Source organism: Pseudaeromonas sharmana, assembly GCF_042649925.1.
GTDB classification, from domain to species: domain Bacteria; phylum Pseudomonadota; class Gammaproteobacteria; order Enterobacterales; family Aeromonadaceae; genus Pseudaeromonas; species Pseudaeromonas sharmana.
In genome coordinates this window covers 55,455-68,534 of the sequence record NZ_JBHSAF010000005.1, presented here as the reverse complement: position 1 = coordinate 68,534, position 13,080 = coordinate 55,455, and the positions used below count along the sequence as shown (strand labels likewise).

Below are 13,080 nucleotides of genomic sequence, written 5' to 3'. Positions count from 1 at the left end.
AGTGCTGAACAGGTTTTCATGGCATGGGAGTAAAGCGCACCTGCACATCCCGCGGCGGCGCCTGATAAGGTGCACTGGTGACCAGTACATCCGCTCCGCTGGCCGCGTAGGCGCGGACATTCGACCGCTGGATGCCACCAGCCGCCACGATCACCGGAGACCGCGACAACGGCTCGAGCTCGGCGCGCAGGGCTGCGATCTGCACCGGTGAAAACTTCTCCAGCTGCAACACATCGACGCCGGCTTGAGCCCACGCCAGTGCCTCGGCGGACGTCACTACCTCCACCACCAGCTTGCGCTCCGGACTGTGCCGCCGGTAGTGCTGCACCAGCTCGGCCGGGCTAAGCTGCGGCACAAACTGGCGATGTTCGGCAAACAGTAGCAGGCTGTCGGAGAGTCCGAGCCGATGCGGTATGGCGCCGCCGCAGAGGATAGCCTTGATCGCCGCCGCCTTGATACCGGGAAAATGCTTGCGTGTGCAGCTGACCACCACGCCCGGCTGCTGCTGTTGTGCCTGCGCTACCAGCTCGGCGGTCTCACTGGCGATGCCGGAGAGGTACTCCATCAGCGTCTGCGCCATTTTCCACACCACCATCAGCTCATTGGCTGGCCCGGAGAGGCTGAGGATCGGCGCGCCGGGCTGCAAGGTGCGGCCGCTGGCCACCATGGTCCCTGCGCACGTCAAACCGCGCAGCTGTCCCATGCGCAGCGCCTCCTCGCTGCCACAGACGCACATAGCATCACGAGCCGTGAAGTGCAGAACGCCATGTCGTTCGGGGAGCCCGAGCAACAAGCCGGTCAGATCACCGGTCGGGGCATCCTCCAGCAACCAGCTGCTGAGCAATGCATCGGATAACAGATAGGGATTGAGCATGTCCTCTCCTTGCTGCGGGCGTCACAAACCCGACAACCCGTGTCGCATTTGTCGCCACGCCTTATACATCCGGGGTGATAACGCTCGCTGGCGCACCTCGAGTTAAAACTCATTTTTCGTCGCCACCACGCGGCCGCTATGGTGGCAAGACACCAACGAAGCCCCTTATTGTGCCCATGAGCCCGCCAACCGGGCCCTGGTTTCCTCTCGCAGTCTGCTCGATCGCGCCCTCGGTGTTACCACCAGAATGCGAAAAGCAGGCCAGCCACCACAGAAGACAACAACGACAGGAGTCACATCATGAAAGTCAGCGCCCGCAACATTTTCTCCGGCAGCATTTCTGCCATCGTTCCCGGTAGCGTCAACGCCGAAGTCGAACTGACTCTGGCCGGTGGCGACAAGCTGGTGGCGATCGTCACCCTCGGCAGCATTGAGGCGCTGGGTCTGGCCGTCGGCGTGGCCGCCAGCGCGCTGGTCAAAGCCCCCTGGGTCATCCTGGTGACCGGTGACAGCGGACTACGCTTCAGCGCCCGCAACCAGCTGACTGGCACCGTCAGCGCCCTGGCCAAAGGCGCCGTCAACACCGAGGTTGCACTGACGCTGGACGGCGGCACAGTGGTGCACGCCATCATCACCAACGAGGCAGTGCTGGAATTGGGACTGACCGTCGGCAGCCCTGCCACCGCGCTGATCAAGGCCAGCCACGTGGTGCTGGGCGTCCCGGCCTAAGCGCAGCGCAGTGACACCAGGGCCCCACACCTGCGGGGCCCTGGCATCACCCCCGCTCGATTAGAAGTCGTAGCGCGCCGCGATCTGATAATCATCGGCGGCATCCACCTTCTGTCCGGTGACCGGATCCTTGACGGCCGCGAACGAGTCTACCTGCTTGCCATTCAGCCGATACTCGGCCGCGACACTCAGCCGGCGGTTGAACTTGTAGTTGGCCCCCAGCGTGAGGTAGTCGACGGTATCGGTCTCGACGCCGTTATTCTTGCCGGCCAGCGCGCCCGAGCCTTTCGCCACCTGCCGGTTCCACAGCGACATCAGGCCCACGCCATTGAGAAAGTTGTAACCGAGCGCCAGTTCATAGCCATCATGGTCATAACCGGGCTTGTACCACGCCTGACCCTGACCGTAACCTGCCCCCAGATACCAGCTCTTGTCGTCATAGCGCGCATTCAGCGTCCACAGCCGAGCCGTCGGTTGTGCACCTTGCTGGCCCTCATTCCAGGAACCACCGAGGTTAAAGGCCGGCGTCCAGCGGTAGACCGTCGCCACTCCCCATGCGCTGTTATCCTTGTCGACCGCGCGCTCCTGCTGCGCCGCTCCCGAGCCGTCAACACTGGTGCAAGTGCCATCGGCACAGGTGTCCTGGCTGGTACGCAGCTTGTAACTCGCCTCGGCCCCCCACTGCTTGTAACTGGCAGCATATTTGAAGACATCCGACGAGCGCTTGGTGCCAAACTTGTCGACACCGACCCCCAGACCATGGTTGCCATAGCCATCGGTCAGGCTGACATCAGTCCAGCCGGTCACCAGCACGGCCGCACCATTCTGCCGGCCAAAGGTCAGCGTGCCCCAGTCGGCATGGCTGATGCCGCCAAACGCCAGGCGGGTGGCGACCGTGCTGCCCTTTTCAGTATCGATGCTCGGTACCGTGCTCGGGCTCGACTTGTCACCAACGTTCAGTTGTCCTTCGTAACTGCCGATGGCCGTGAGGGTGTCATCGATCTTGCTGCGCCCCTTCAGACCAAAGCGCAGGAAGGTGTTGGAGCCATACATTTCGCTGTCACGCTCGTCACCAAAATAGTGACCGGCATAGGCTCGGCCCGTCAGGTCGATGGCGCCATACGGGTTGTTGAGCACGGAAACGGCATGCGCCAGCCCTGCAGTGGTGCCCAGCACCACCGCCAAAATCCACTTTGTCATCGCTAATCCCTTACTTATTCAGAAGACAGAATCCAAGCAACACGCGGCTCAGCGCCGCATTACAACAGGTAGCCGTAGCGCAACATCACCGCCCTGGCGGCATCGGTACGCAGGTAGGCCAGCAGCGCGGTGGCCGCCGGATTGTCCTCACCCTTCTTCAGCAGCACGGCATCCTGGTACAGCGGGGCATAGAGCTCATGCGGTACCCGCCACATGGAGCCCTTGGTCACCTTGCCATCCTTGTAGACCTGCGACAGCGCGATAAAACCCAGCTCGGCGTTGCCGCTGTCAATGAACTGCTTGGTCTGCGAGATGTTGTCACCCTGCACGAAACGCGGCTGCAGTTTGGTCGTCAGTCCGAGCTTGTCCAGCGTCTCCATCGCCGCCTGACCGTACGGCGCAATCTTCGGGTTACCCAATGCCAGATGGGCAAAGGTGCCGTGTTGCAACACGCTGCCGTTGCCATCAATCAGTGCCGCATCGGCCGACCAGAGCACCAGCTGGCCACGGGCATAAGTGAACTGGGTGTCAGCCAGCGCCAGCTCGGCCTTGACCAGTTTCTTCGGCGTCTTGTTGTCGGCGCTGATCATCACCTCGAACGGCGCCCCATTTTGAATTTGGGTAAACAGCTGGCCGGTGGCTCCGGAGGTGATCGTCACGGTGTGCGCGGTCGCCTTGGTGAATCCGGCGACGATCTCCTGCAGCGGAGCGAGGAAGTTGGCCGCCACCGCCACCTTGACCTCGTCGGCATGTCCCGAGAGGGAGGTGAGCAGTAACAGACCAAACAGTGAGCGGGAAGTCAGTTTCATCTTATGGTTCCTTATTGTTGGCTTATTGTCATTGTCGCTATCCCGCTGTGGATATAACGACAACCGCCACGACCGGCCAGCACGGGCACAGCAGCCGACATCTGGCTATCTCGGCGCGCATACAGCGCTGTGATTGCCGCATGCGGCGCGTCACAACGCGCCATGCACCTGATATCGACCCCGTGTCACGCTCTGGCCGGGAGCCGGGCCGCATCCTGCGTCCGCCCCCGATTCCGGTGTGTGCCCCCCAGGCGTTGCAAATTTGGCACCATAACGCCGCCGATAAAAAAACCGGCCCCGGGCAGAGCTGCCTCGGGGCCGGACGATACGGCTGCGCAGGGGGTATCGCGTTACAGCGGCTGGCCGTTGACGCTCAGCGTCACCGCGATATTGCCGCGCGTCGCATTGGAGTAGGGGCAAACCTGATGGGCACTGGCGACCAGCGCACGCGCCGTCTCCGCCGGCAGATCGAGGGTCACCGCCAGCGCCACGCTGAGTGCAAAGCCGCTGGCGGCCTGGTGTAGCCCGACGTCAGCCGTCACGGGGGCCGTCGTCAGCGCCAGCTGTTGCTGCTTGGCGACAAACAGGATGGCATTGGAAAAACAGGCCGCATAACCGGCGGCGAACAGCTGCTCCGGATTGGTTGCGGTCCCGCTGCCACCGAGGGCTTTCGGGTAGGCCAGATCCAGTGCCAGCAAGCCATCGTCGCTGGCGACATGGCCCTGACGGCCGGAGGTGGCGGTGGCGCGGGTTTGATACAGGCTCGTCATAGTATTGTCCTCATAACGGATTTAAAAATCACACAATTAAATTGCACACAACTTACTTCCCGATCTTTATAACTGCGGATTACAATGAACGCAATAAGATTGCACACAATTTATTGAGGACGCGATGACCCCATCCGATGAACTGCTGCCGCTGGAGCGACAGATCTGTTTTGCGCTGTATAGCGCCACCAATGCGCTGATCCGCGCCTACCGCCCCTGGCTCGAGGCCCTGGATCTGACCTATCCGCAATACCTGGTAATGCTGGTGCTGTGGCAGCAGCAGGGGGTCAGCGTCAAACAGCTGGGCGAACAGCTGCACCTGGACTCCGGCACCCTGACACCGTTACTGAAGCGGCTGGAAGGCAAAGGCCTGGTCAGCCGTGGACGTAGCGAGGAGGACGAGCGGGTGCGGGTGCTGACCCTGACCAGCGAGGGCGAAGCACTGCGCAGTGCGGCGGCGCGGATCCCGGCCGAATTGCGCTGCCAGCTGTCACTCTCCGACGAGGCGTTGCGCAGCCTCAAGGCCAGCTGCGACGCTCTGACCGCCGATCTGCTGGCCAACTGAACGCAGATAACACAACACCGGCACAAGGCCGGTGTTGGCAGGGCTGCCGCAGGCAGCCCGATTCGGCTGCTCGGGTGACTTATTCCACCGTCACCGATTTGGCCAGGTTGCGTGGCTGGTCGACATCGGTGCCCTTGATGATGGCGACATGGTAGGAGAGCAACTGCATCGGCAAGGTATAAACGATCGGCGCTATCACCTCGTCCACCTTCGGCATCGGCATCACGCGCATGGTGGCATCGGAACTGAAGCCGGCTTCCTTGTCAGCGAAGACATACAGGATGCCGCCGCGGGCACGCACCTCTTCGACGTTGGACTTCAGCTTCTCCAGCAGCTCGTTGTTCGGCGCAACGACGATGATCGGCATATCGGCATCGATCAGCGCCAGCGGACCGTGCTTCAGCTCGCCGGCGGCATAGGCCTCGGCATGGATGTAGCTGATCTCCTTGAGCTTGAGCGCACCCTCCATCGCGATCGGATATTGGCTGCCACGGCCGAGGAACAGGCTGTTGTGCTTGTTGGCAAACTCTTCGGCCAGCGTCTGGATCTGCTTGTCCAGCGCCAGCGCACTCTTCACCTGATTCGGCAGGTTGCGCAGCGCAGAGACGATCGCCGTCTCGCCAGACGCATTCAGGTTGCCACGGCAAACCCCGATCGAGCCCACCAGCATCAGCAGACCAGCCAACTGGGTGGTGAAGGCCTTGGTCGAGGCCACGCCGATTTCCGCCCCGGCGCGGGTCATGAAGGCCAGATCGGATTCCCGTACCAGCGAGGAGCCTGGTACGTTGCAGATGGCCAGGCTCGACATGTAGCCGGACTCCTTGGCCAGGCGCAGCGCCGCCAGGGTATCTGCGGTTTCACCGGATTGCGACAGCGTCACCAGCAGCGAGCCGGGACGCGTGACCGACTTGCGATAGCGGTACTCGGAGGCAATCTCGACGTTACAGGTGACACCAGCCAGCTCCTCGAACCAATAGCGCGCCACCATGCCGGAGTGGTAGGAGGTGCCACAGGCCACGATCTGCACATGCTCGACCTGAGCGAAGATATCGCGCGCACCGTTACCGAACGCTTCCGGCACCAGGCGATCACCGCTCAGACGCCCTTCCAGAGTGTTCAGCAACGCAGCGGGCTGCTCGTAGATCTCCTTGAGCATGTAGTGGCGGTACTCGCCCTTGTCACCGGCATCGTGCGACAGCTCGGACTCCAGCTCGGCACGCTGTACCGGTTGGCCATTAACGTCGAAAATTCGCACATCGCGGCGGGTCACTTCCGCCACATCCCCCTCTTCCAGGAACTGGAAGCGGCGGGTCACCGGCAACAGCGCCAACTGATCGGAGGCGATGAAGTTCTCGCCGATGCCTCGGCCGATCACCAGCGGCGAACCGGAACGGGCCACCACCAGACGCTCGGGGTCGGCACTGTCGACCAGCACGGTACCATAGGCTCCACGCAGCTCCTTGACCGCCTGTTGCAGCGCCACCAGCAGACTCGGCGCCGTCTTGCGGTAATGGTGCACCAGATGCACGATCACCTCGGTATCGGTCTGGGAGACAAACTCGTAGCCCAACCCCTTGAGCCTGGCGCGCAGCTCTTCATGGTTCTCGATGATGCCGTTGTGCACCACTGCCAGCGTGCCGGAGACATGGGGGTGGGCGTTGCCTTCCGACGGCTCGCCGTGGGTCGCCCAGCGGGTATGGGCAATACCGGTGCCGCCCTGCAACGGTGCGGCGTCCAGTGCGGCAGCCAGCTCCTGCACCTTGCCCAGACGGCGGGTGCGCTGCATCCGACCATCATGAATCACGGCAACGCCTGCCGAATCATAGCCACGGTACTCCAGGCGACGCAGCCCCTCGACCAGAATGTCCACTACATCGCGTTGGGCGACCGCCCCGACAATTCCACACATGCTCGAATTCCTTGTTGTTCGCTTTATTAGACAGGGACGGGGACACAGATCACCTGCACCCCCTGTTGTTCGATTTGCTGGCGCAGTGCCGGCGCCAGTCCGTCATCGGTAATCAGAATATGGATCCGGCTCCACGGCAGCTCGAGGTTCGGGATCTTGCGCCCGACCTTGTGCGACTCGGCCAGCACGATCACCTCGCGTGCCACCTCGGCCATCACCCGCGATAACCCCACCAGTTCGTTGAATGTCGTGGTACCACGCAACGGATCTATGCCAGCGGCACCGATGAACAGCTGGTCAAAGTCATAGGAACGCAGCACCTGCTCGGCGACCAGGCCCTGAAACGCTTCGGAGTGCGGATCCCAGGTGCCCCCGGTCATCAACAGCGTCGGTTCATTCTCCAGTTCGCGCAGCGCCGCCGCGACGGCCAGTGAATTGGTCATCACCACCAGACCACGGCGTTTCGCCAGCTCGGGGATCAGCGCCGCCGTGGTGCTGCCGGAGTCAATGATCAAGCGGTTGTGATCGCGGATCAGCGCCGCTGCGGCACGGCCCAGCGCTTGCTTTCGTTTCGAAACCTCATCTTCCTCTACGACTGGCGGTACCAGTTCGCTCGGCACCGGTACCGCCCCCCCATAACGGCGCAGCAGCAGGCCGTTCTTCTCCAGCTCGGCCAAATCCTTGCGAATCGTCACTTCCGAGGTCTCGAACAGCCGCGCCAGCTCATCGACGCTCAGCTCGCCGCGCTCGCCGAGCAGCGAGATGATGGCGTGACGGCGTTGCTGGGTATTGCGCTTGCTCATGGTCATATCAATCATTCGAAACGAAACAATGCGCCGAGTATATTCTTTCGAAACGAAAGATCAAGTCGAAAGAATGCCCCTGATTGACTCACTGATCATGGCTGCCGTTTCATCCGTCGGCATGTTAACGTGAGGCATAGGATCGTTATGGAACAGCGCCTGATGTCGTCACATACTGTCTGGCTGGTGGAAGATGATGCCGCCATCGCCGAAACCCTGATCTACAGCCTGGAAACCGACGGCTTTGCCGTACGCTGGTTTGAACGAGGAGTGCCGCTGTTGACCGCCGTCAGCACCGAAACGCCGGACTTCGTCATTCTCGATGTCGGTCTGCCGGATATCGGTGGCTTCGAGCTATGCCGGCGTCTGCGCCAGATCAGCAATGTGCCGCTGCTGTTTCTCACCGCGCGCAGTGATGAGATCGATCGTCTGCTGGGGCTGGAAATCGGCGCCGATGACTATGTCGCCAAACCCTTCTCGCCGCGCGAAGTCTCGGCACGGGTGCGCACCATATTGCGCCGCGCCCGGCCAGCTGCAGCCGTGCCAGCAGCGACAGCCAGCAGCCTGTTCCAGCTGGATGAAGCGCGCGCCTGCATCCAGTATCAGAGCCAGCGTCTGACGCTGACCCGTTACGAATACCTGTTACTCAAATGGCTGCTGCAACACCCCGGCCATGTCTTCTCGCGCCAGCAGTTGCTGGATCACGTCTGGCAGGATGGTGGCGAAAGCCTGGATCGCACCGTCGACACTCACATCAAGACGCTGCGCGCCAAGCTGAAGGCGATCGATGGCGACGCCAATCCGATCCAGACCCATAGAGGGCTGGGGTACAGTCTATGCGCGTGAGCCTGGGAGTGCGGGTTCTGCTCGGCTTTTTCCTGCTGGTGGCCATCGGCGGCTGGTGCCTGCTGGCCATTGTCGTACAGGAGGTCAAACCCGGTGTGCGTCGTGCCACCGAAGAGGGCATGGTCGATCAGGCCAGGCTGCTGGCCGAGTTAGTCAGCGCCGATCTCGGTGTTCGCCCTCCGAGCCGCTCCGCGTTGGCAGACAGCGCGCTGGCGCAGGCCTTTGCCCAGGTACATGCCGCCCCGATGACGGCCCAGATCGATCATCTACGCAAACAGACGCTGGATACCCGAGTCTACGTCACCGACGCCCAGGGCATCGTCATCTTCGACTCCAGTGGTCGCCATCTCGGCGCCGATTTCTCACGCTGGAACGATGTCTATCTGACGCTGCGGGGTCAGTATGGTGCCCGTAGCAGCCGTGACGACCCGGATGACGAGAGCAGCTCGGTGATGTATGTCGCCGCCCCGCTGCGCCAGCACGGTGCCATCGTTGGCGTACTGACGGTGGCCAAACCGAATCGCGCGTTGGCACCGGTGATCACCCGCAGCGAACGCAAACTGCAATGGACCGCCTTTGGCTTGCTGGCCACAGCGCTGCTGGTCGGCACCATCCTGGTCTGGTGGCTGAACCGTTCGATCCACCGCCTGGAGGCTTATGCCCATGCGGTACGCCGCGGCGAGGCGGTCAGCCTACCTGAACTGGACAGCCCGGAGCTGGCGCGCCTGGGCTCCGCGCTGGAGCAGATGCGCCGCCAGCTCGATGGCAAGGCGTATGTCGAACAGTATGTGCACAGTCTGACCCATGAGCTGAAAAGCCCGCTAGCCGCGGCGCGCGCCGCCGGCGAGCTGCTGCTGGAGAATCCGCCCCCTGCCGTGGCGCAACGCTTTGTGCTCAGCATCGGCGAGCAGGTAGCGCGCATGCAGCACCTGATCGATCGGCTGTTACAACTGGCCAGTCTGGAGTCCAGGCCGGCGCTGACGTTGACCCCGCAGCCTGTGGCGACGCTGGTCGAGGCCCAGGTCGCACTGGCTCAGGCCGCCGCCACGCGTCGCCAGCAACAGATCGCCTGCCGACTGGCGGAGGCCACTGTGGCCGCGGATGGTCTGCTGCTGGGACAGGCCATCGCCAGCCTGCTGGATAATGCCCTCGACTTCGCCCCCGAGCAGGGAACGATCCAGATAGCCGGACAGCTTCAGGATGGCGGCTACCTGTTAACCATTACCGATGATGGCCCTGGCATCCCGGATTACGCCTTGTGCCGGCTGTTTGAACGCTTCTACTCGCTGCCCCGCCCGCAACGTGGCAAAAGCAGCGGCCTGGGGCTGAGTTTCGTCCGTGAGGTCGTCGAACGTCACCAGGGCCGTATTCAACTCGATAACCGGCCAGATGGTCATAGCGGAGCCTGTGCCCGTCTCTGGTTACCGCTGGCGACGTAATGCTGTTCGCCAGCACAGCCTATATTTTTTGCTTAACAGCCCCGAGATATTCCTCAGCCGTTCGCTGGCCGGGCAATAGAGATTCATCGGCTTGATTAAATAAAATTAATTTTATTTTTCATATGGATAACAAAAAACAATCAACCCGTGAATTAACTGTTTCCACCACGGTTTTATCCTGTTTTCACGCTCCGTTGCTGCCTGGGATGCTTATTTTCGGCCACCTGACATCGTTGACAGGTCAATATTCCTGATGACTTCACACTCCCTTCACATGGCCTCATCACGCCTGCACATCACCACGGCAAGCTGGCTGGGTCGAACTCAAGGAGGGAATCATGTTCAAGTCACTCATCAGCCACAAAATCACGATACTGCTCATGCTGTTTCTGCTGCTCCAGCTTCCGCTCCACAGCCTGCTGTCGCTGACCTACGAGCGCCAGTCCTACCGCAATCAGGCGCTGGAACAGATCAGTGCCAGCAGCAGCGGACCACAGCGCCTGGTTGGGCCGATCCTGGTGATCCCCTATCAGCAACAGGAAAACCAATACAACGAAGAAGAGGGTAAATATCACCTCATTACCCACCAGCGCCAGTTGCTGCTGTTACCCGAGCAACTGACCGTCAACAGCACACTGCAGGTGGAGAGCCGCCAACTCGGTATCTTTCAGGCGCAACTCTTCAATGGACCACTGCAGCTGAGTGGCCAATTCTCTGCCGATGGTCTGGCTCCCCTGCTGCAGGATGAACAGGTTCAGATCGGTGCCCCCTATCTGAGCGTGCTGGTGGCCGACGCCCGCGGCCTGTTGCAGGTGCCACGCCTGAAGTGGGGGGATGCCAGCCTGCCATTCCAGCCGGGAGCACGCCTCGGCAGCCGCGAACAGGGGATCCATGCGGCAGTATCACTGGCAGCACTGCAGCTTGGCCAGAGCCAGCCCTTCGCCTTCGAACTGACCTTACAGGGCAGTGGCAGCTTCGAATTGGTGCCCGTCGGTGCCAGCAGCAGCCTGTCGCTGCGCAGCAACTGGCCGCACCCCAGCTTCATCGGCCAATTTCTGCCCCGCGAACGTCAGATCGACAACCAGGGATTTACCGCCCATTGGGACAGCAGCTGGTTTGCCAACAACCTGCAGGAGCGGATTCAGGAACTGGATGAACAGGGCAGCGGCAGCTTGCCTGCCTTCACGGTCAGCCTGATAGAGCCGGTGGATCACTATCAGCAAAATAGCCGGGCACTGAAGTATGCCGAGCTGTTTATCGGCCTGACCTTCCTCAGTTTCTTCCTGTTCGAACTGGTGAAGCGGCTGCGGCTGCACCCGATTCAGTATGCGTTGGTCAGTCTGGCGCAGATCGTCTTCTATCTGGTGCTGCTGGCGCTGTCGGAGCAGATTGGCTTCAGCCTGGCTTATCTGCTGGCCAGCATCGCCTGTGTCGGCCTGCTGAGCTTCTACGCCTGCTTCCTGCTTGGCAGCCTGCTGCGTGGTCTCGGCTTCGCCTGCCTGCTGGGTCTGCTCTACGCCATTCTGTATGGCCTGATGCAGGCCGAAGACTTGGCACTGTTGCTTGGCTCGGCACTGCTGTTTGTCGCTCTGGCGCTGGTGATGGTGATCACCCGGCATGTCGACTGGTACCGCCTGGGACGACGCCAGGAGACGGCCACGGACAACCAGGATAATCCACCCGCTGTCTGATTCCGGGCCGGAAACAACCGGGGCACCTAGCGGTGCCCCTTGTGTACGTGCGATTTACTTCTTGATTTTCACCGGTCGCTGCCAGTTGGCGACATGGCGTTGTGGCACCCGGGTGATGACCAGCTCATTCTCGCCCACTTCCCGCGTGACCGTGGTGCCAGCGCCGATGGTCGCCCCTTTACGCACTGTCACCGGCGCCACCAGCTGGGTGTCGGAGCCGACGAAGACGTTATCCTCGATCACCGTCTTGTGCTTGTTGGCACCGTCATAGTTGCAGGTGATGGTGCCGGCGCCAATGTTGACGTCGGCGCCAATGTCGCTATCGCCCAGATAGGAGAGATGGCCGGCCTTGGTACCGACGCCGAGACGGGCATTCTTCACCTCGACAAAGTTACCGACGTGCACACCGTCGGCCAGTTCGCAGCCGGGACGCAGACGGGCAAACGGACCAATGGTGGTACCACGGGCCAGCGTCGACGCCTCAATCACGGTATAGGGGCTGATGATGCTGTCATCGGCAATGGAACAGCTCTTGAGCACGCAGCCGGCACCGATCTGCACGCGATGGCCGAGGGTCACCTCGCCTTCGATGATGACGTTGGCATCGATGATTACATCTTCACCACAGCTCAGCTCACCGCGCAGGTCGAAACGCGCCGGATCGAGCAGTGTCACGCCATCGAGCATCAACTGCTGGGCCGCACGCTGCTGATAGAAGCGCTCCAGCGCCGCCAGCTGGACCCGGTTATTCGCCCCTTCGGTCTCGCGGGCATCGCTGGCCTGGGCGGTGACGATGGCGGCACCGGCATGATGAGCGGCGGCAATGACATCGGTCAGGTAATACTCGCCCTGGGCGTTCTGGCAGGTCAACCCGGCCAACCACGCCTTCAGCTTGCCGGCCGGCGCCACCAGTACGCCGGTATTCACCTCGCGGATCGCCTGTTGCTCGACGCTGGCATCCTTCTGTTCGACGATGCCGACCACGGCCCCCTGCTCGCGCACGATGCGGCCATAGCCGGTCGGGTCGTCCAGCGTCACCGTCAGCAAGCCAATGCCGCCCTCCGGCTGTATCGCCAGCAGACGTTGCAGCGTTGCCGGAGTAATCAGCGGCGTATCACCGTACAGCACCAGTATCTTGGCCTCGTCCGGGATCGCCGGCATTGCTTGTGCGACGGCATGACCGGTGCCGAGTTGCTGTTCCTGCAGCACCCAGTGCACGGCACTGGCGGCCAGCCGCTGTTGCAGCAGTTCTCCGCCGTGGCCATACACCAGATGGACCGCGGCCGCACCCAGCGCCTCGGCAGTGGCGATGACATGGCTGACCATGGGACGACCGGCCACCGGGTGCAGGACTTTCGGCAGTGATGAGCGCATGCGGGTACCCTTACCCGCGGCGAGAATGACGACGTGCAGAGACATGACAACTTCCTGATTCAACGGCGATG

At 61.9% G+C, this 13,080-nt stretch carries 12 protein-coding genes; 5 read left to right on the top strand and 7 right to left on the bottom strand.

The features are described from left to right. Positions 1–16: 16 nt before the first annotated feature. Positions 17–874 carry a ModD protein gene (modD, locus tag ACFOSS_RS06260; protein ID WP_377151303.1) on the bottom strand — a complete coding sequence of 286 codons (858 nt, stop codon included), beginning with the start codon at positions 872–874 and terminating at the stop codon, positions 17–19. Between the two features lie 300 nt (positions 875–1,174). Between modD and ACFOSS_RS06255 the strand changes: the two genes are divergently transcribed. Next, positions 1,175–1,603 (top strand): TOBE domain-containing protein, encoded by a 429-nt coding sequence (locus ACFOSS_RS06255; RefSeq protein WP_377151302.1) that lies wholly within the window; start codon positions 1,175–1,177, stop codon positions 1,601–1,603. Between the two features lie 60 nt (positions 1,604–1,663). Here ACFOSS_RS06255 and ACFOSS_RS06250 read toward each other — a convergent pair whose 3' ends face one another. From ACFOSS_RS06250 to ACFOSS_RS06240, 3 genes are all read right to left on the bottom strand, one after another. After that, the gene (locus tag ACFOSS_RS06250) at positions 1,664–2,803 is read right to left on the bottom strand and encodes a porin (RefSeq protein ID WP_377151301.1); all 1,140 of its coding nucleotides are present in this window, start codon (positions 2,801–2,803) and stop codon (positions 1,664–1,666) included. Positions 2,804–2,862: 59 nt separating this feature from the next. Then, positions 2,863–3,612: a molybdate ABC transporter substrate-binding protein gene (gene modA / locus ACFOSS_RS06245; protein WP_377151300.1), complete on the bottom strand. Its 750-nt coding sequence runs from the start codon at positions 3,610–3,612 to the stop codon at positions 2,863–2,865. A 350-nt stretch (positions 3,613–3,962) separates the two neighbouring features. Then, positions 3,963–4,382, bottom strand: a complete 420-nt coding sequence (locus ACFOSS_RS06240; protein WP_377151299.1) for an organic hydroperoxide resistance protein — start codon at positions 4,380–4,382, stop codon at positions 3,963–3,965. Between the two features lie 124 nt (positions 4,383–4,506). On the opposite strand from ACFOSS_RS06240, the gene ACFOSS_RS06235 reads away from it, so the two are divergent. After that, entirely contained in the window at positions 4,507–4,947 is a 441-nt protein-coding gene (locus tag ACFOSS_RS06235; protein WP_377151298.1) for a MarR family winged helix-turn-helix transcriptional regulator, read from the top strand. A 79-nt stretch (positions 4,948–5,026) separates the two neighbouring features. Here ACFOSS_RS06235 and glmS read toward each other — a convergent pair whose 3' ends face one another. Together glmS and ACFOSS_RS06225 are read right to left on the bottom strand one after the other, a co-directional pair. Next, positions 5,027–6,856, bottom strand: coding sequence for a glutamine--fructose-6-phosphate transaminase (isomerizing) (glmS, locus tag ACFOSS_RS06230; protein WP_377151297.1), 1,830 nt, complete (start codon positions 6,854–6,856; stop codon positions 5,027–5,029). A gap of 26 nt (positions 6,857–6,882) precedes the next feature. After that, positions 6,883–7,659, bottom strand: coding sequence for a DeoR/GlpR family DNA-binding transcription regulator (locus tag ACFOSS_RS06225; protein WP_377151296.1), 777 nt, complete (start codon positions 7,657–7,659; stop codon positions 6,883–6,885). Positions 7,660–7,821: 162 nt separating this feature from the next. Here ACFOSS_RS06225 and creB point away from each other — a divergent pair, with 162 nt between their 5' ends. The 3 genes from creB to creD all read left to right on the top strand — a co-directional run bounded on the left by creB (position 7,822) and on the right by creD (position 11,635). Next, positions 7,822–8,505 (top strand): two-component system response regulator CreB, encoded by a 684-nt coding sequence (gene creB, locus ACFOSS_RS06220; protein ID WP_377151295.1) that lies wholly within the window; start codon positions 7,822–7,824, stop codon positions 8,503–8,505. Further along, positions 8,502–9,944 (top strand): two-component system sensor histidine kinase CreC, encoded by a 1,443-nt coding sequence (gene creC, locus ACFOSS_RS06215; protein WP_377151338.1) that lies wholly within the window; start codon positions 8,502–8,504, stop codon positions 9,942–9,944. The genes creB and creC overlap by 4 nt, the downstream gene beginning before the upstream one ends. Positions 9,945–10,282: 338 nt before the next feature. Then, positions 10,283–11,635 carry a cell envelope integrity protein CreD gene (creD, locus tag ACFOSS_RS06210; protein ID WP_377151294.1) on the top strand — a complete coding sequence of 451 codons (1,353 nt, stop codon included), beginning with the start codon at positions 10,283–10,285 and terminating at the stop codon, positions 11,633–11,635. Positions 11,636–11,689: 54 nt separating this feature from the next. Here creD and glmU read toward each other — a convergent pair whose 3' ends face one another. Further along, positions 11,690–13,054 carry a bifunctional UDP-N-acetylglucosamine diphosphorylase/glucosamine-1-phosphate N-acetyltransferase GlmU gene (gene glmU, locus ACFOSS_RS06205; protein ID WP_377151293.1) on the bottom strand — a complete coding sequence of 455 codons (1,365 nt, stop codon included), beginning with the start codon at positions 13,052–13,054 and terminating at the stop codon, positions 11,690–11,692. Between the last annotated feature and the right edge of the window lie 26 nt (positions 13,055–13,080).

Excerpts from the sequence above, each read along its gene's own strand:
- ACFOSS_RS06255 (WP_377151302.1), top strand. The coding sequence starts at position 1,175 with ATGAAAGTCAGCGCCCGCAACATTTTCTCCGGCAGCATTTCTGCCATC.
- ACFOSS_RS06250 (WP_377151301.1), bottom strand. The coding sequence starts at position 2,803 with ATGACAAAGTGGATTTTGGCGGTGGTGCTGGGCACCACTGCAGGGCTG.
- glmS (WP_377151297.1), bottom strand. The coding sequence starts at position 6,856 with ATGTGTGGAATTGTCGGGGCGGTCGCCCAACGCGATGTAGTGGACATT.
- modA (WP_377151300.1), bottom strand. The coding sequence starts at position 3,612 with ATGAAACTGACTTCCCGCTCACTGTTTGGTCTGTTACTGCTCACCTCC.
- creB (WP_377151295.1), top strand. The coding sequence starts at position 7,822 with ATGTCGTCACATACTGTCTGGCTGGTGGAAGATGATGCCGCCATCGCC.
- glmU (WP_377151293.1), bottom strand. The coding sequence starts at position 13,054 with ATGTCTCTGCACGTCGTCATTCTCGCCGCGGGTAAGGGTACCCGCATG.
- ACFOSS_RS06235 (WP_377151298.1), top strand. The coding sequence starts at position 4,507 with ATGACCCCATCCGATGAACTGCTGCCGCTGGAGCGACAGATCTGTTTT.
- modD (WP_377151303.1), bottom strand. The coding sequence starts at position 874 with ATGCTCAATCCCTATCTGTTATCCGATGCATTGCTCAGCAGCTGGTTG.
- ACFOSS_RS06225 (WP_377151296.1), bottom strand. The coding sequence starts at position 7,659 with ATGAGCAAGCGCAATACCCAGCAACGCCGTCACGCCATCATCTCGCTG.
- ACFOSS_RS06240 (WP_377151299.1), bottom strand. The coding sequence starts at position 4,382 with ATGACGAGCCTGTATCAAACCCGCGCCACCGCCACCTCCGGCCGTCAG.
- creD (WP_377151294.1), top strand. The coding sequence starts at position 10,283 with ATGTTCAAGTCACTCATCAGCCACAAAATCACGATACTGCTCATGCTG.